This is a genomic window from Tateyamaria sp. (assembly GCF_059783535.1).
Map to the genome: position 1 here is coordinate 16,146 of NZ_JBYNDP010000025.1, position 15,960 is coordinate 32,105.

The following is a 15,960-nucleotide window of genomic DNA, read 5'->3' on the forward strand; positions in this document are numbered from 1 at the left end:
GTGCGGGTGAGTTTCAAGCACATTGTCACCGCCGTTCTGCTTTTGCTGGGAGCGACTGTATACGCCAACGCACAGGCACAACCTGACGCTGCTACAGATCAACCAGCCCCTGCCGTCCTTGTTGCAGATGACATTGAGGTCACGCGGGACCGCCGACTGATCGCCCGCGGCAATGTCGAGGCGTTCCAGGGCACCACGCGGCTAAGCGCACAGTCCATCGAGTACAACGGAGACACCGGGGCCCTGACGATCACCGGACCTATCGTGATCGATGATGGTGCGGGCATCGTCATATTGGCCAGCCAAGCGGAACTGAGCGAAGACCTTCAGAACGGCCTGCTGACGGGCGCAAGGCTTGTGTTGCACGATCAGTTGCAATTGGCATCGGTGCAAATGAACCGGGTAGGCGGTCGCTACATCCAACTCTACAAGACAGCTGTCACGTCCTGCCGGGTATGCGAAAATGACACACTCCCTCCCCTTTGGCAGATCAGAGCCAAGCGTGTTGTGCATGACCGGGAAGCACGCCAGCTTTACTTTGATGGGGCGCAAATCCGGATACGAAACACGCCAATCATCTATTTGCCGCGGCTGCGCCTTCCGGACCCCACACTTGATCGGGCGTCCGGCTTCCTGTTCCCCGAGATACGATCGAATTCGCGCTTGGGAACCGGCTTACGGGTCCCCTACTTCATCAAGATAGGCGACCAGACGGACTTGACGCTTACGCCCTACGTGACAGGCAAGACCAAAACGCTCGAATTCCGGTACCGCCAAGCCTTCAAACGCGGCCGCATTATCGTACAAGGGGCATATTCGGACGATGATTTGCAGCCTGATGACCAGCGTGGATATCTTTTTGCGGCAGGTGAGTTTGCTCTCAATCGTGGCTTCGTGCTTGAGTTTGATCTCGAATCCGTGTCGGACGACGCCTACCTCAACGACTACGGCTTCTTTGGAAAGGATCGCTTGGACAGCACGATCCAAGTATCCCGCACGCGGCGGGACGAGTTCATCGAGCTGTCCTACGTTAACTTCAAGTCTCTTCGGGACGATGAAGATGACGACCTGCTGCCGTCGGATGTTATTGATGTGCTTTATGAACGGCGCTTTCACCCAAGTCTGATCGGCGGCGAGATCCGCCTGTCGGCCGAAGCGCATGGGCACGAGCGTCCCTCAAACGTGAACTTCGACGCCAACGGTGATGGTATTGTCGATGGACGTGATGTCTTGCGTTTCAATTTCGAAGCGGAATGGCTGCGTACCTACCAATTGGGTGGACTGCAGGTACAAACCGACCTGGGTATCGCCGCTGACATTATCCGGGTGAGCGATGACATAACCTTCGACGAAGACACTGGATTGGCGCCAAAGGTTGGTGTGACTTTGCGCTATCCGCTCGTGCGCCGTGGAAACAACGGAGCACGACAATTCTTTGAGCCGCTGGTTCAATTGTCGTGGGTCGGTGGCGATGGCCTGAACGTCCCGAACGAAGAAAGCACGCGAGTCGAGTTTGACGAAGGCAACCTGCTGTCGCTTAGCCGCTTTCCGGCACCGGACAGACGGGAACGCGGCTGGGCTGTCGCCTATGGTGGCACGTGGGCGCGGCTTGATCCCGACGGATGGTCCGCAACCGTTACGGCGGCGCAGATACTGCGGGAAGAGGCGCAAGCAGATTTCAATGAAACCTCGGGGCTTTCCGGCACCGCCTCTGATTTTCTGTTGGCCGGAAAACTGGAATTCGACGGTGGTTTTGCCATGTCGGGCCGCACACTGTTTAACGAAAGCTTTGACGTGGCAAAGGCCGAGGTACGGGGCGACTGGAGCAACACCCGTGTGGACGTTGGCGGCAGCTATATCTGGATATCGGAAGATACGGACATTGATTTGCCTTCCCCTATTGGTGAGGTCACGTTTGACGGGTCGTACAAGATTGACCGATTTTGGACAGCGAGTGCGAACTGGCGTTACGATCTTGAGGAAGGTCGCGCCGCCACAGCGGGGGCCGGAATTGCCTATTCAAATGAGTGCGTGCGCGTCGGACTGTCGATCAATCGCAGCTTCGCAGACTCGACAACTCTTGAGCCCTCGACCAGTCTGGGGTTAACAGTGTCCTTGCGCGGGTTTTCGGTCAACACCGGGGACCGGGTGGAAACACGATCATGCGGAAAGCGGGCGAAATGAGCGGTAAGAGAATTCGGCAATCGGTTATTGCAGCATGTGCCTTGGCACTTTGCACAGTTCAGGTATCTGCACAGAACCTATTTGCCCCTGTGGCACAGGTGGATCAGGTCGTCATTTCTGAATTTGAAGTGCAGCAGCGTCAGCGCTTTCTGCGGGTGCTGGGTGCTCGTGGTAGCAGCCGGACGGAAGTCATCGAAGAACTGATCCTTGATCGGCTGCGCGAAACTGAAACGCGTCAGGCAGGCATCGTGTTATCTCCGGAAGAGCTGGCGGATGGGCTAAGCGACTTCGCTGCGCGCGCCGAGCTTTCTACTGAAGAATTTGTTCAAGGCCTGGCCAGTGAAGGCATCGCAGAAGAAACGTTCCGCGACTTCGTGAACGTGTCTCTGGTGTGGCGCGACTACATACGCGCCCGTTTTGGCAATCGGGTGCAGATCGACGACCGAGAAATTGATCGCGCTGTCGCAAGTGCCCGTGGCAATTCCGGCATTGAGGTTTTGGTTTCAGAGATCATCATCCCCGCCCCTCCTGCCGAGGCTGAACGGGTGCTGGAACAGGCGGAAACCATTGCTCAAACCACATCGGAGGCCGAGTTTTCAAACTTTGCACGCCGCTTCTCCGCAACCGCTTCACGTGGCGCTGGGGGACGGTTGCCTTGGACGCCAATCAGTGAGCTGCCGCCCGTTTTACGGCCCCTGCTCTTGGCGCTCGGGCCGGGTCAGGTGACAGCTCCACTTCAGATTCCAAACGCAGTGGCGCTTTTTCAGTTGCGCGACATTCGTGAGACGGAAGCGCCGCAACGGACATTTTCGTCCATTGAATACGCGGCCTACTACATCAACGGCGGTCGCACGCCCGAAGGCTTGGCGAGAGCCCGTGACATTTCGGCCCGCGTAGATCGTTGCGACGATCTGTACGGCATCGCAAAAGGCCAGCCTGAAAATGTCCTGGATCGCGGCAGCCTCCCACCCGAGGAGATCCCAGATGACATCGCCATCGAGCTGTCAAAGCTTGACCCAGGCGAGGTGTCGACGGCCTTGACCCGTGCTGGCGGCAATACCTTGGTGTTCCTGATGCTCTGTGGCCGCACGCCGGCGTTGGAGGAAGATCAGGAGATTGATCGCGGCGCAGTCGCCAACCAGTTGCGCAATCAGCGTCTCAACGCGTTTTCTGAAACGCTGCTGGCCGACCTGCGCGCGGAAGCAGACATACGCATCCTCGAATGACCACGGCTCTGGTCGCCATCTGCTGTGGCGAACCTGCGGGTGTCGGTCCGGAAATTGCGACCAAGGCGTGGGCCGCTCTCCGGCATGACGTGCCCATGCTATGGATCGGTGACCCTCGTCACCTACCGGGCGACACTCAGTGGACCGAAGTGACGCAATGCGCAGACGCGCTGGGGGCAGAAGTGCTCCCCGTCTTGCGTCACGACTTCCCATCCGACGCAACGCCGGGTCAACCCAGTCCGGAGAACGCACAGGGTGTCATTGACGTGATCGCACGTGGTGTCGAGTTGGTGACAAGCAGCGCAGCCTCAGCGCTTTGCACAGCCCCTATCCACAAAAAGGTTCTGATGGACGGCGCCGGTTTCGCGTATCCGGGCCACACGGAATACCTGGCGGCTTTGACACAGGCGCCACGCCCCGTGATGATGCTGGCATCGGAAACGTTGCGCGTGGTCCCAACGACAATCCACATCGCTCTTGAGGATGTGCACAAAACTCTGACCCCAGACCTGTTGCGCGAGACAATCAAGATCACCGCACAGTCACTCAGAGATCAATTCCATATTCCTGAGCCGCGCATAGCAGTCGCCGGTCTCAACCCCCACGCAGGTGAAGGTGGGGCCATGGGTACTCAGGAAATGGATTGGATCATGACACTGGTTGCCGAGATGGCGGCGGCAGGCATCAATGTCACCGGCCCGTGGCCCGCGGACACGATGTTTCATGCGGCAGCGCGTCGCCGCTATGACACTGCGGTGTGCATGTACCATGATCAGGCCCTGATCCCGATCAAGACATTGGACTTTGATCGCGGTGTGAACGTAACGCTGGGCCTACCCATCATCCGTACTTCACCAGATCACGGCACCGCCTTCGACATTGCGGGGCGCGACATGGCCAATCCCACCAGCATGATCGAAGCCATCAAGCTGGCCTACCAAATGGCAAGTGGCACATGAGCGCCATCGATGATCTACCGCCCCTGCGCGAGGTGATTGCGACCCACGGGCTGAGCGCCCGCAAGTCGCTTGGGCAGAATTTTCTTCTGGATCTGAACCTGACGGCCAAGATCGCGCGACAGGCCGGAGACTTGAGCGGGTCTGACGTACTCGAGATCGGCCCCGGCCCCGGTGGGCTGACCCGTGGCCTATTGTCCGAAGGCGCGCGCAAGGTTCTTGCCATTGAAAAGGACGCGCGCTGCCTGCCCGCCCTCGTTGAAATCGCAGATCGCTACCCGGGCCAGTTGCAGGTCATAGAGGGCGACGCGCTGGACATTGATCCGCTGGCGCATTTGACACCACCTATCAGGGTGGCTGCCAATCTACCCTACAATGTCGGCACGGAACTCCTCGTGCGGTGGCTCACGCCCCACAGTTGGCCACCCTTCTGGCAGTCATTGACCCTTATGTTTCAGCGCGAAGTCGCAGAACGCATTGTCGCCCAGCCCGGCTCAAAGACGTATGGCCGCCTGGCCGTCTTAGCACAGTGGCGATCTGATGCACGGATCGTCATGTCCCTGCCGCCGGGGGCATTTACGCCACCGCCAAAAGTGTCCAGTGCAGTTATCCACCTTACAGCCCTGCCAAAGCCAAGGTTCGACGCTGAGCCAGCTGTTCTAAGCCGCGTCGTTGCTGCCGCCTTCAACCAACGGCGCAAGATGCTGCGCGCCTCTTTGAAAGGCACGGCGCCTGACATCGAAGATCGATTGACTGCTGCGGGCATCAAGCCGACAGACCGGGCGGAACAAGTGCCGCTTGAAGGTTTCTGTGCCCTCGCGCGCGAAGTGGCCAAGGGCTGAAACGAAAAAAGGCGCGCCTCAGGCACGCCCCTTTTCAAATCGGAAGCACAACTTACTCTGCCGCTTCAGGTGCCGACCCATCCGCATCGGGTTGCGGCCCCTCTGGCTGTTCGGCTACCGGTTCGGCCTTGGGTTTGCGCGAGCGGCTGCGGGTTGATTTCGGCTTGGGTTTGGGCTGGCTTTCCGGTGTTTCGACCAAGCCAGTTTCTCCCACCGGTTCAACGACATCAGGCTGCGGGGCTTGGGCGGGATCAGTGTTCGCTTCCTGTTCCTGCCGAGCGGCGCGCTCACGATCACGCTCTGCCTGGCGCTCTCGGTTCTGGCGCTCCTGCTCTTCCCGGCGCGCCTCGATCTCGCGTTGGGCCTCGGCCAGCATCCGTAAATAGTGCTCAGCGTGCTGCTGAAAGTTCTCAGTCGCAACGCGGTCGCCTGATAGCTGTGCATCGCGTGCAAGCTGATTGTACTTGTCGATAATCTGCTGCGGTGTGCCGCGGACCTTGCCCTCGGGGCCGGAACTGTCGAACACGCGGTTGACGACGTTACCGCCACCTCCACCGGAATTGCGGTTGCGGTTGCTCTTGGACCGGGACCGTGATCTCGAAGACTTCATAGGTATATAAGGCTCTCTGGCATAACTCTTTATGATCGCCCGTGCCGCATCATCTTGGTTGCGTGTCACAGTCTCTTGGCGATCTTGTGGATGGAACGCTGTTGCGGGGCCGAAGCCGATACATCCGCGTCTAGGCAATGATTAAACATGGAGACGGCCTGCCGACAAGTGTTAAAGCCAAATTTTCCCTATTTTTGATCGTTTCACGCCGGATTTCGCGCAAGAATGACACGGTCCCGGCCATCCAGGTCCGGCAACACGTCTACCGTTCCCCACCCGCTACGTTCGAAAATGGCTCGGACTTCGGCACCCTGTTGCCAACCGATCTCGCACAGAACGCGGCCATTGGCCGTCAAGTAGCTGCCGGCCTGGTCTGCAATCGTTCGGTAGGCGGACAATCCGTCGCCCTCATCCGTGAGCGCCATGCGCGGTTCGTGCTCGCGCAATTCCGGCGACACCTCCTCCATCTCGAAGGCCGACAGATAGGGAGGATTCGCAACGATCAGTTCAAATCGACCATCGACCGGATCAAACCAATCGCCCTGCTTAATTTGGGCGCGGGCCGCAACCTCGTGCAGCGCGACATTGGCTGAGGCCTGCAAACACGCAGCTTCAGACAGATCGACACCCACACCGGTGGCATCCTCGCGTTCCGCAAGAAGCGTGACCAGCAAGCAGCCTGAGCCAGTGCCAAGGTCTAGGAGACGTTCGAAGTCTTCGGTTAGCGCCGCTTCGACCACAGTTTCCGTTTCAGGACGCGGATCCAGCACATCGGCACTGACCTTGAATCGGCGCCCATAGAACTCACGCTCGCCAATCAAATGGCTGACCGGCACCCTGACTGCACGCAAGGCGATCAGGTGGTCATATCGATCCGCAATGTCCGGCGCGATGTCTTCGGGGGCAATCAGTGTGATACGGGCGGCATCCACTTGTGCGGCATGTGCAAGCAATACACGCGCATCCCGTGCAGGGTCCGGCACACCCGCCGCGCGCAACCGCGCCGTGGCGGCCACCATGGCTTCGGCTGCGGTGGTCACGTGCCCATCTCGGCCATCAGGCGGGCCTGGGCATCAGCGGTGAGCGCATCAATCACCTCGTCCAGATCACCCTGCATGACCTGATCAAGCTTGTAGAGCGTCAAGTTGATCCGGTGATCCGTCATACGGCCCTGAGGGAAATTGTAGGTGCGAATGCGCTCTGACCGGTCCCCTGACCCAACTTGCGCGGCCCGATCAGCCGAACGTTCGCTGTCGACGCGCGACCGCTCCAGATCATAAAGCCGTGCCCGCAACACCTGCATGGCCTTGTCCCGGTTGCGGTGCTGCGACTTTTCGGAACTCGTCACAACGATACCGGTCGGAAGGTGGGTGATACGCACGGCACTGTCGGTTGTGTTCACGTGCTGCCCACCAGCACCCGAGGATCGCATGGTGTCGATCCGAATATCCTGGGGCGCGATTTCGATATCCACGTCCTCAGCCTCCGGCAGAACCGCAACGGTCGCGGCAGAGGTATGGATGCGCCCTCCACTTTCGGTGGTTGGTACACGCTGCACCCGGTGCACCCCACTTTCATACTTCATGCGGGCAAAGACATTATCGCCGGTGATGTGGGCCACCACTTCCTTGATGCCGCCAAGTTCAGTGGCCTGTTCTTCAACGATGTCGATCTTCCAGCCCCGCGCCTCGGCATAGCGCTGGTACATGCGCAAAAGGTCTCCGGCGAAAAGTGCTGCCTCATCCCCACCCGTGCCCGGACGGATTTCCAACATGGCAGGCCGTGCATCTGCGGCATCCTTGGGCAGCAACGCCAGTTGCAATGCCGCCTCTGCATCCGGCAACGCTGCCTTGAGCCGCGGCAGCTCTTCTTCGGCCAGTTCCGCCATATCAGGATCGGACAGCATCAACTCGGCCTCTTCCATGTCTCTGACGATCTGTTGATAGGCTTCGATCTGATCCACAACGGGTTTGAGATCGGAATATTCCTTAGCCAATGCAGCGATGTCGCCTGACCCATCGGCCATAGCAGCTTCAAGATACTGAAAGCGCTGGGTGATCTGTATAAGACGGTCTTGGGGGATCATAACGTCGGTTTGATCCAAGGCAGGGTATTGGTCAAGGGGCCGGGTGTGCTATATTGCCCATGATGATGCGCAACGCCTTGATAATCTTGCTCATGGCTAGCCCGACGTTGGCGGATGTGACCTCACCTTCTGGCAAGACGGTGGAGTGTTACTGTACCGACAAATCAGGCGCCCGGGTCGAGTTGGGCCAGACCATCTGCCTTCAGGTGGACGGGCGTATGTTCATGGCGCAATGCCAGATGTCACTGAATTCGCCGATGTGGCGTGAAGTGCAGGAAGGATGCCTCAGTTCATCCCTCTTTGGCAGCGACCAGCAACCGCTCCAATCGTTCCCGGTTGACGCCAAAATCTGAACGGCCAAACCGCAGTCTGGCGTGCAGTTTCAGCACGCCATCGCTGTACTCAATGGTGGTATAGTCCGGAAAACCGATCCATTTGGATCGGGTCACATATGTCACGCGTCCTTCATCGACAGAGCCGGCGACAACCCGGGTACGAGCAAGCGCGTGCGCAGCAGCGTCAACGCGTGCAAAAGCCGCTTCGTCAGCCTCTACAACGCGGATGGCACCGCCCACCATGTTCTGACTGGTCGTCTCGGCAATCGGCTGATGCCACTGCGTCGAATCTGTCGGCGCCAGGCGCACGAACGCAAGCATTCCAACCAGAGCGACACAAATTAAAACAAAGGCATACATCGCGAACTTCATTTAACTCCTTCATTGCATCCCCATCGGAACGTTTCCGGCTTAACGGAAGGTAACACCCGGAAGGACGCACAACAGCTCGTACAGAATATTGGCCCCGGTCAGCGCAGTGCTGCCCGAGGTATCGTAAGGGGGCGAGACCTCGACAAGATCACAGCCCACAATGTTCAACCCCTTGAACGCCCGTATCAGCTGTAATGCCTGTGGAGTAGTCAAACCCGCAATCTCAGGAGTACCCGTACCCGGGGCATAAGCCGGATCAAGGCTGTCGATGTCGTAGGTAACGTAGGTTGGTATGTCACCGATATCGCGGCGGATCTCAGCCCCCAGCTGGCTCAGGTCACGCCCCCACAACTCATGCGCCGGAAACTGCTGGAATCCCCATCCCTGCGCTTCCGTGAAATCCTCTGCCGTGTATCCAGAACCACGTAAACCAACCTGATAGACCTTGGACGGTTGGATAAGTTTTTCTTCGTATGCGCGCCGAAACACTGTTCCATGGGTTTCACGCTCCCCGAACATTTCGTCGTTCACATCCGCATGGGCATCCACGTGGATGAGCGCCACAGGCCCATGCCGTTTGGCAATTGCCCGAAGAATCGGGAGCGTGATCGAATGGTCGCCACCGATCGCCATTGGAACAGCATCGTAGTTCAGGATTGTCTCGTAACTCTCTGCAATTATGCGCAAACTGTCGCTGAGTGAGAATGTGTTGATTGCCAGATCACCAATATCTGCGACATGCAGGCTGTCAAATGGCGCCGCCCCGGTTTGCAGATTGTAAGGGCGGATCATCGCAGATTCTGATCGGACTTGCTTGGGACCAAAGCGCGTGCCCGACCGCCAGGATGTGCCAATATCCATTGGCACCCCCAAAACAGCCACGTCCAGCTTCTGCAGCTCGTTGGAATAGGGCAAGCGCATGAATGTATTGGGACCCGAGAAGCGGGCCAGGTCATTGCCGCTCAGCGGCTGGTTCTTAGACGCCACCGCGCATCCTCCATCCCAAAAGCTGACAAATTTCGGTCGCCACATGCGCGCCAGCGATGGCTGTTGCCCCGGTCGTGTCAAAGGGCGGCGACACTTCAACCACATCGCCTCCCTGGATATTGATGCCAGCCAGCGCGCGTAGCAATGCGGCCGCTTGTGCTGAGCTCAAGCCCCCCCACACGGGCGTTCCGGTACCGGGCGCAAAGGCAGGGTCGAGGCCATCGATGTCAAAACTCAGATAGACAGGCCTGTCGCCAACGATCTGACGCGCACGCTCGGCCGCCGCAGCAGGCCCAATGCGGTGGAATTCGGGGGCGTCGATGATGTTGACGCCAAGTGTGTCCTCGTTCGTTGTACGAATGCCAATCTGAACAGAGGTTTCGGGATCAACGATGCCGGACTTTACAGCCTTGTAGAACATGGTGCCGTGATCCACCCGGCTCATGTCATCATCAGCCCATGTATCCGTGTGCGCATCAATCTGGATCAGGGACATCGGCCCGCGTTTTTCAGCATAGGCCTTGAGGATCGGGAAAGAGATGTAGTGATCCCCACCAAGCACCACGCTTGCCGCACCCGCATCCAGAATACCGCGAATATGGCTGGTCAGAGTGTCTGGAAAGGCCGGGATGTTGGCGTAGTCAAAGGCAACGTCGCCGTAGTCGATGATTGTGCGCTCACTGAGCACGTCAAACGGCCAACCATAGGGTGCGTCCGGTGCCTGCAGGCTCGATGCCTCACGGATCGCGCGCGGACCCAACCGAGTGCCGGGCCGGTTTGTGACCGCCTGATCGAACGGCACACCTGTCACCGCGATGTCCACACCCGTCAGATCCTTGGTGTAGAGCCGCCGCAAGAAGGATGTCGCCCCACCGAAGGTCAGTTCGAATGATGGCCCACGTGGATCGTCGCGCGTGAACGCATGGTCCATCTGATTTTTTGCATCTTCCAGTGCCATCAGCGCCCCACGGGCTGCGCCGTTTCGACGAGGCGCGCAAAGAACGATGCGCCTATGGGGGCAATCTCGTCATTGAAGTTGTATTTTGGGTGATGCACGCCGGCACCGTCACCCTGCCCCAGCATCAGATAGGCGCCCGGCCGCGCCTCCAGCATGTACGAGAAGTCTTCCGCGCCCATAACAGGTTCGACATCAGGATCAATGCCCGGCTCGCCCGCGACATCGGCTGCTATACGCGCTGCGAACTCTGCCTTGACCGAGTCATTTACTGTCGGGGGATAGCCAAACTCAAACTCTAGCTTCGCCTCGCACCCGTACGCGGCGGCAGTGCCTTCAACAACGGCCTCCATGCGCCGCACAACCATGGCCTGCACCTCTTTGCTGAAGGTACGCACAGTTCCGTTGATGTAGGCCGTCTCGGGGATCACGTTATCAGTGGTGCCAGTGTGGATTTGGGTCGTGGAAATGACCAATTGTTCCAGCGGCTTGTGATTGCGGCTGACGATGGTCTGCAAGGCGGTGACAATCGCACACGAGGCGACCACGGGGTCCACTGTGTCGTGGGGCCGCGCCGCGTGCCCGCCCTTGCCCGTTACATTGATATGAAACGTGTCCGCCGCTGCCATGATGGGTCCACCCCGTGTATGGAACTTGCCGAAGTCTTTGCCGGGCGCGTTGTGGATGGCGTAAACCTCGCCAATTTCGAAACGCTCCATGATGCCCTCTTGCACCATGACCTCGCCACCGCCGCCATATTCCTCGGCGGGTTGAAAGATCAAGGCGACCCGGCCGGAAAAATTCCGCGTCTCGGTCAGATACTTCGCTGCTCCCAACAGCATCGCCGTATGCCCGTCATGGCCGCAGGCATGCATTTTGCCCGGATGGGTCGACGCATAGCCAACGCCAGTTTCCTCTTCGATGGGCAAGGCATCAAAATCCGCACGCAAACCAATCGTCGGGCCATCTCCTTTGCCATTGATGATAGCGACGATGCCTGTCCGCGCGATGCCCGCATGTACCTCGTCCACACCGATCTCGGCCAACCGGTCCTTGATGAAGGCTGACGTCTTGGGACAGTCAAAGGACAGTTCGGGGATCGAATGCAGGTGCTGCCGCCATGCGGCCATGTCAGGCGCAAGATCGCCGATGCGGTTGATGATGGGCATGGGTGGACTCCGGTCCCTGAGATACGTCACATGTCAGCAAACCTGAAACCGCGAGGGGCTGCAATGGGTGACGATCTGATCCACGATCAAACGGCGGGAATAGAACGGCTTCTCGAAATCATGCGCCGCCTGCGCGATCCGGAAACAGGCTGCCCCTGGGACATCGAGCAAACCTTTCGCTCCATCGCGCCCTATACCATCGAAGAAGCCTATGAAGTCGCAGATGCGATTGAGCGTGAGGATTGGGGCGAGCTTGAGGGGGAGTTGGGTGATCTGCTGCTGCAATCCGTCTATCACACCGCCATGGGGGAAGAGGCCGGGCATTTCAGCTTTCAATCCGTTGTAACCAACATCTCGAACAAGATGGTGGACCGTCACCCTCACGTCTTCGGGGATGAGTCTCGTGACAAATCAGCCGAACAGCAAACCCGCGACTGGGAGGCCATCAAAGCGGCCGAACGCGCTGGAAAGGCGCAGAAAGGCGCGCTGGACGGCGTGGCGCACAACCTGCCCGCACTTCTGCGTGCCGTGAAGCTACAAAAGCGCGCTGCCCGTGTGGGCTTTGATTGGCCGGAGACTGCGCAGGTGCTGGACAAGCTTAGGGAAGAAGCCGCCGAGCTTGTTGAGGCTCGAGACAGGATGGACCACGAGGAAATGGTGGACGAGATGGGCGACCTGCTGTTCGTCGTTGCCAACCTGGCTAGGCACCTTGGGGTCGAGCCAGAAGAAGCCTTGCGGCGCACAAATGCGAAGTTCACGCGCCGCTTTGCCGCAATCGAAAAATCACTGGCCGCCAATGGCCGCGCGCCGCAGGACAGCACGCTTGAAGAGATGGATACGCTATGGGACGCGGCAAAGGCTGCCGAACGTGCTAGGCAAAATTGACGCTTGTCATCCACTCAATTTGCTTCAAGTCTGATGCGTAGCGCGCTGAAAGTTCAGCTTTTTCATCTTCACTGAACGCAGCAAACCCAGTCTTTCCCGTTGCACTCGCATGCTGTTGAACAACCGCCTGCCATTCGCTACGCGACAGATTTTCGCCGCGACGATACCGAACCTGAAGCGCTTCTAGTGCCGCATCGGTGGCACTCTGGTTCACAACACGCTGCGGTTCCACCAACTCCTCTCCAGAAAGGCTTGGCACAAGCCGCTTGAGCAAATCAGTGCTCGTTCCACGAGCTTCGTACGAGACAATTGTCATGGCTTCGGGTTTCAATATGTCCTGCATCAGCTGGACAAGGTCCGGCCACCCTCTGTCCATGTCCATGTAGTTGTCGCTCACATCCCGAAAATCCGACATCTCGTTGTCTTCGGCACGTTTGCGGAAAGCGGATTCAAACAATTGATCATACGGGCGCAGGACCAGCATTAAATGCGCAATCGGGCCCGACCACGCCGACCGCAACGCCGTGCAGCGTATCTCTGCAAAAGGATAGAACTGACCTTGCATAAAGTGAAACATGCGACCGGGTATGTTCTCCTCCGACAGGATAACAGGACGGCCATCCCGATAGGCGTCCAGCCCCAGCTTCGCCTTAGCTGCCGCGGCTGCTGTATCAACTCGGTAGCCAGAGGGAAGGCGCAACGCCAATTCTCCTGATGGATTACCATCACGCCCTGGATAGGCGGTCGTCCAACCCTGACGATCCAATAAACGCCAGTTCTCATGCAAACACAGTTGGAAGGACGATGTACCGGTGCGATGTGCGCCGGCATGGATGTAAATCGGAGCATCAGCCATAATGCTTGCCCTTACGCCAGCCACACCGCCTCACGCAAGGATTTGCGCACCCCGGTTCACGGCTTCTGGACAAGAGTTGCCAAAGAGGCCACGTTGCGCGGAAATTGGCTGGAGAGACCATGGCACCGCGCAAGATCATCATTGACACGGATCCCGGACAGGATGATGCGGTCGCAATTCTGCTGGCTCTGGCCAGCCCTGAAGATGTCGAAGTGTTGGGGATCACAGCTGTTGCAGGCAATGTGCCACTTGAGCTGACGGCAAAAAATGCACGCATTGTCTGTGAACTGGCATGCAAAACTGATGTACCCGTATTTGCAGGATGTGACCGACCGCTTGGTCGGGACCTTGTGACGGCAGAGCATGTTCATGGAAAGACAGGCCTGGACGGCCCATCCTTGCCGGACCCCCAAATACCCCTGCAAGAAAAACACGCCGTTGATTTCATCATTGAAACGGTACGCGCACACGACGCTGGCACCATAACCCTGTGCCCGCTGGGTCCGTTGACGAACGTCGCGACAGCTTTCCAACGCGCTCCGGACATTGTTGAGAAGGTGCACCAAGTCGTCCTTATGGGTGGCGCGTATTTCGAGGTAGGCAACATCACTCCCGCCGCCGAATTCAACATTTATGTCGATCCGGAAGCTGCTGATATTGTGTTTAAGAGTGGCGTCGACAGTGTTGTCATGCCTTTGGACGTCACACACAAGGCGCTGGTAACAAAACCACGCAACGACGCCTTTCGTGCTTTGGATACGCCCGTTGGAATAGCAGTGGCCGAAATGACCGACTTTTTCGAGCGGTTTGACAAAGAGAAGTACGGCTCGGCCGGGGCGCCACTGCACGATCCCTGTGTTACGGCCTACCTGATCCGACCGGAAATATTCACCGGGCGGCATATCAACGTAGAGATTGAGACATCGTCAGAGCTGACCATGGGGATGACCGTGGCAGACTGGTGGCGCGTGACCGACCGACCCGCAAATGCCATGTTCATGGGTGACATAGACGCCGATGGTTTCTTTGACTTGTTAACAGAACGGTTGGCCCGACTGTGAGCGCCGCACTTACCCTTGCCACGCCCGAGCATTTCGACCGTCTTGATGCGCTCGTCGCTTCCTTTCACGCAGAAGAAGGGATCACCCTATCCGACGACGCGCGGGCGGCCGGGCTGCAGCCGCTGTTGGACGGTATCCCGCATGGGGCTGCGTATCTGATTGGTCCGCCGCGCGCACCCATCGGATATGTTGTAGTCACCTTTGGCTGGTCGATTGAATTCGGTGGAATGGACGGGTTCGTTGACGAGATATTCATTCGACCCGGCGTGCGCGGTCGCGGCATTGCCACCGAGGTGCTGTTGGCCCTGCCCCGCGCATTGGGTGGCGCTGGCGTCAAAGCCCTTCATCTGGAAGTCGCATCCGACAACACCATCGCACAGCGTCTCTATGCGCGGGCTGGTTTCCGTTTGCGCGACGGGTACCACCTGATGACACGGATGCTCTAGTCACGCGGTGCGTCGCCGCCTATCTCATGAACATGAGCCTGCACATTCCCTTCGATAACAGCTACGCGACCCTCCCAAGTGGGTTTTACAGCCGTCTGAACCCAACCCCCGTAAAAGACGCGCAAATGCTGGCGTGGAACGAAAAACTCGCCACCGAATTGGGGATAGAAGGCACCGACCCCACCGTCTTCGCTGGATCCCGCGTCCCTGACGGGGCGGCACCGCTGGCCCAGCTGTATGCCGGGCACCAGTTCGGAAACTATAACCCGCAGCTGGGCGACGGGCGCGCCATATTGCTGGGGGAAGTGGTCGACGCGCACGGTCGACGCCGTGACATCCAGCTCAAGGGATCAGGCCCCACGCCCTATTCCCGAATGGGCGATGGGCGGGCTTGGCTGGGCCCGGTTCTGCGCGAATATGTGGTCAGCGAGGCCATGCATGCCCTTGGCATCCCCACGACACGCGCGCTGGCGGCAGTGGCAACGGGCGAACCGGTCTATCGCGAACAAGGTGCCCTGCCCGGCGCTGTCCTCACCCGCGTCGCATCCAGCCATCTACGCGTCGGGACCTTTCAAATCTTTGCCCATCGCGGGCAGATCGACGAATTACGCACATTGACCGACTATGCCATCGCGCGCCATCACCCTGACGCAGATGGCCCCATGGGCTTGCTCAGCGCCGTATGTGCTGTGCAAGCCGAACTTGTCGCTGCATGGATGTCTGTCGGCTTCATTCATGGCGTGATGAATACGGACAACTGCACGATCTCCGGTGAAACGATCGACTATGGGCCGTGCGCGTTCATGGATGCTTTTCACGAGGGCCGCGTGTTCTCCTCCATCGACCAGATGGGGCGCTATGCCTTTGGCAACCAGCCCCGCATCGCCGTTTGGAATATGGCGCAGTTGGCCACGGCCTTGATCCAGTTGTTTGAGGACAAGGATCAGGCGGTCAAGGATGCGACGGCCATCGTTCACGCCATGCCGCGGC

At 58.7% G+C, this 15,960-nt stretch carries 17 protein-coding genes; 9 read left to right on the top strand and 8 right to left on the bottom strand.

The features are described from left to right. The 4 genes from AC6RA8_RS07385 to rsmA are packed head-to-tail and all read left to right on the top strand — an operon-like array spanning position 1 to position 5,208. Complete coding sequence (locus tag AC6RA8_RS07385; RefSeq protein ID WP_500351645.1) at positions 1-2,184, top strand: LPS-assembly protein LptD; 2,184 nt, start codon at positions 1-3, stop codon at positions 2,182-2,184. Further along, positions 2,181-3,410 (top strand): peptidylprolyl isomerase, encoded by a 1,230-nt coding sequence (locus tag AC6RA8_RS07390; protein ID WP_500351647.1) that lies wholly within the window; start codon positions 2,181-2,183, stop codon positions 3,408-3,410. Before AC6RA8_RS07385 ends, AC6RA8_RS07390 begins: the two co-directional genes overlap by 4 nt. Beyond that, positions 3,407-4,369: a 4-hydroxythreonine-4-phosphate dehydrogenase PdxA gene (gene pdxA, locus AC6RA8_RS07395; protein WP_500351648.1), complete on the top strand. Its 963-nt coding sequence runs from the start codon at positions 3,407-3,409 to the stop codon at positions 4,367-4,369. The genes AC6RA8_RS07390 and pdxA overlap by 4 nt, the downstream gene beginning before the upstream one ends. After that, positions 4,366-5,208 (top strand): 16S rRNA (adenine(1518)-N(6)/adenine(1519)-N(6))-dimethyltransferase RsmA, encoded by an 843-nt coding sequence (gene rsmA, locus AC6RA8_RS07400; protein ID WP_500351650.1) that lies wholly within the window; start codon positions 4,366-4,368, stop codon positions 5,206-5,208. Before pdxA ends, rsmA begins: the two co-directional genes overlap by 4 nt. 52 nt (positions 5,209-5,260) lie before the next feature. Here the strand turns inward: rsmA and AC6RA8_RS07405 are convergent, their stop codons facing one another. From AC6RA8_RS07405 to prfA, 3 genes are all read right to left on the bottom strand, one after another. Further along, on the bottom strand, positions 5,261-5,818 hold the full coding sequence (locus AC6RA8_RS07405; protein ID WP_500351652.1) for a DUF4167 domain-containing protein: 558 nt from the start codon (positions 5,816-5,818) through the stop codon (positions 5,261-5,263). 203 nt (positions 5,819-6,021) lie between these two features. Beyond that, a complete protein-coding gene (gene prmC / locus AC6RA8_RS07410) occupies positions 6,022-6,837 on the bottom strand; it encodes a peptide chain release factor N(5)-glutamine methyltransferase (RefSeq protein WP_500351681.1) in 816 nt (271 codons plus the stop codon). Positions 6,838-6,854: 17 nt separating this feature from the next. Next, positions 6,855-7,904 carry a peptide chain release factor 1 gene (gene prfA, locus AC6RA8_RS07415; RefSeq protein WP_500351654.1) on the bottom strand — a complete coding sequence of 350 codons (1,050 nt, stop codon included), beginning with the start codon at positions 7,902-7,904 and terminating at the stop codon, positions 6,855-6,857. A gap of 62 nt (positions 7,905-7,966) precedes the next feature. Between prfA and AC6RA8_RS07420 the strand changes: the two genes are divergently transcribed. Further along, the gene (locus tag AC6RA8_RS07420; protein ID WP_500351655.1) at positions 7,967-8,257 is read left to right on the top strand and encodes a hypothetical protein; all 291 of its coding nucleotides are present in this window, start codon (positions 7,967-7,969) and stop codon (positions 8,255-8,257) included. Here AC6RA8_RS07420 and AC6RA8_RS07425 read toward each other — a convergent pair. From AC6RA8_RS07425 to AC6RA8_RS07440, 4 genes are read right to left on the bottom strand one after another with little or no spacing between them, the layout of a single operon-like run. Further along, positions 8,195-8,611, bottom strand: coding sequence for a DUF1499 domain-containing protein (locus AC6RA8_RS07425; RefSeq protein ID WP_500351657.1), 417 nt, complete (start codon positions 8,609-8,611; stop codon positions 8,195-8,197). The genes AC6RA8_RS07420 and AC6RA8_RS07425 overlap by 63 nt on opposite strands. A 39-nt stretch (positions 8,612-8,650) precedes the next feature. Next, on the bottom strand, positions 8,651-9,598 hold the full coding sequence (speB, locus tag AC6RA8_RS07430) for an agmatinase (protein ID WP_500351683.1): 948 nt from the start codon (positions 9,596-9,598) through the stop codon (positions 8,651-8,653). Then, positions 9,588-10,556, bottom strand: a complete 969-nt coding sequence (gene speB / locus AC6RA8_RS07435; RefSeq protein ID WP_500351659.1) for an agmatinase — start codon at positions 10,554-10,556, stop codon at positions 9,588-9,590. The genes speB (AC6RA8_RS07430) and speB (AC6RA8_RS07435) overlap by 11 nt, the downstream gene beginning before the upstream one ends. Then, a complete protein-coding gene (locus tag AC6RA8_RS07440; protein WP_500351660.1) occupies positions 10,556-11,722 on the bottom strand; it encodes a M20 aminoacylase family protein in 1,167 nt (388 codons plus the stop codon). The genes speB (AC6RA8_RS07435) and AC6RA8_RS07440 overlap by 1 nt, the downstream gene beginning before the upstream one ends. A gap of 63 nt (positions 11,723-11,785) precedes the next feature. On the opposite strand from AC6RA8_RS07440, the gene mazG reads away from it, so the two are divergent. Next, the gene (mazG, locus tag AC6RA8_RS07445; RefSeq protein ID WP_500351661.1) at positions 11,786-12,607 is read left to right on the top strand and encodes a nucleoside triphosphate pyrophosphohydrolase; all 822 of its coding nucleotides are present in this window, start codon (positions 11,786-11,788) and stop codon (positions 12,605-12,607) included. Here the strand turns inward: mazG and AC6RA8_RS07450 are convergent. Beyond that, positions 12,594-13,463, bottom strand: coding sequence for a hypothetical protein (locus AC6RA8_RS07450; RefSeq protein WP_500351663.1), 870 nt, complete (start codon positions 13,461-13,463; stop codon positions 12,594-12,596). The genes mazG and AC6RA8_RS07450 overlap by 14 nt on opposite strands. A gap of 119 nt (positions 13,464-13,582) precedes the next feature. Between AC6RA8_RS07450 and AC6RA8_RS07455 the strand changes: the two genes are divergently transcribed. The 3 genes from AC6RA8_RS07455 to AC6RA8_RS07465 form a co-directional block, all read left to right on the top strand. After that, positions 13,583-14,524: a nucleoside hydrolase gene (locus AC6RA8_RS07455; protein WP_500351665.1), complete on the top strand. Its 942-nt coding sequence runs from the start codon at positions 13,583-13,585 to the stop codon at positions 14,522-14,524. Beyond that, the gene (locus tag AC6RA8_RS07460) at positions 14,521-14,970 is read left to right on the top strand and encodes a GNAT family N-acetyltransferase (RefSeq protein ID WP_500351667.1); all 450 of its coding nucleotides are present in this window, start codon (positions 14,521-14,523) and stop codon (positions 14,968-14,970) included. Before AC6RA8_RS07455 ends, AC6RA8_RS07460 begins: the two co-directional genes overlap by 4 nt. A gap of 32 nt (positions 14,971-15,002) precedes the next feature. Then, a partial coding sequence (locus tag AC6RA8_RS07465; protein WP_500351669.1) for a protein adenylyltransferase SelO occupies positions 15,003-15,960 on the top strand: 958 nt, incomplete at its 3' end.

Bases quoted from the DNA above. Each gene is read 5' to 3' on its own strand.
- AC6RA8_RS07390 (WP_500351647.1), top strand. From the start codon at position 2,181: ATGAGCGGTAAGAGAATTCGGCAATCGGTTATTGCAGCATGTGCCTTG.
- pdxA (WP_500351648.1), top strand. From the start codon at position 3,407: ATGACCACGGCTCTGGTCGCCATCTGCTGTGGCGAACCTGCGGGTGTC.
- rsmA (WP_500351650.1), top strand. From the start codon at position 4,366: ATGAGCGCCATCGATGATCTACCGCCCCTGCGCGAGGTGATTGCGACC.
- AC6RA8_RS07405 (WP_500351652.1), bottom strand. From the start codon at position 5,818: ATGAAGTCTTCGAGATCACGGTCCCGGTCCAAGAGCAACCGCAACCGC.
- prmC (WP_500351681.1), bottom strand. From the start codon at position 6,837: ATGGTGGCCGCCACGGCGCGGTTGCGCGCGGCGGGTGTGCCGGACCCT.
- prfA (WP_500351654.1), bottom strand. From the start codon at position 7,904: ATGATCCCCCAAGACCGTCTTATACAGATCACCCAGCGCTTTCAGTAT.
- AC6RA8_RS07420 (WP_500351655.1), top strand. From the start codon at position 7,967: ATGATGCGCAACGCCTTGATAATCTTGCTCATGGCTAGCCCGACGTTG.
- AC6RA8_RS07425 (WP_500351657.1), bottom strand. From the start codon at position 8,611: ATGAAGTTCGCGATGTATGCCTTTGTTTTAATTTGTGTCGCTCTGGTT.
- speB (WP_500351659.1), bottom strand. From the start codon at position 10,556: ATGGCACTGGAAGATGCAAAAAATCAGATGGACCATGCGTTCACGCGC.
- AC6RA8_RS07440 (WP_500351660.1), bottom strand. From the start codon at position 11,722: ATGCCCATCATCAACCGCATCGGCGATCTTGCGCCTGACATGGCCGCA.
- mazG (WP_500351661.1), top strand. From the start codon at position 11,786: ATGGGTGACGATCTGATCCACGATCAAACGGCGGGAATAGAACGGCTT.
- AC6RA8_RS07450 (WP_500351663.1), bottom strand. From the start codon at position 13,463: ATGGCTGATGCTCCGATTTACATCCATGCCGGCGCACATCGCACCGGT.
- AC6RA8_RS07455 (WP_500351665.1), top strand. From the start codon at position 13,583: ATGGCACCGCGCAAGATCATCATTGACACGGATCCCGGACAGGATGAT.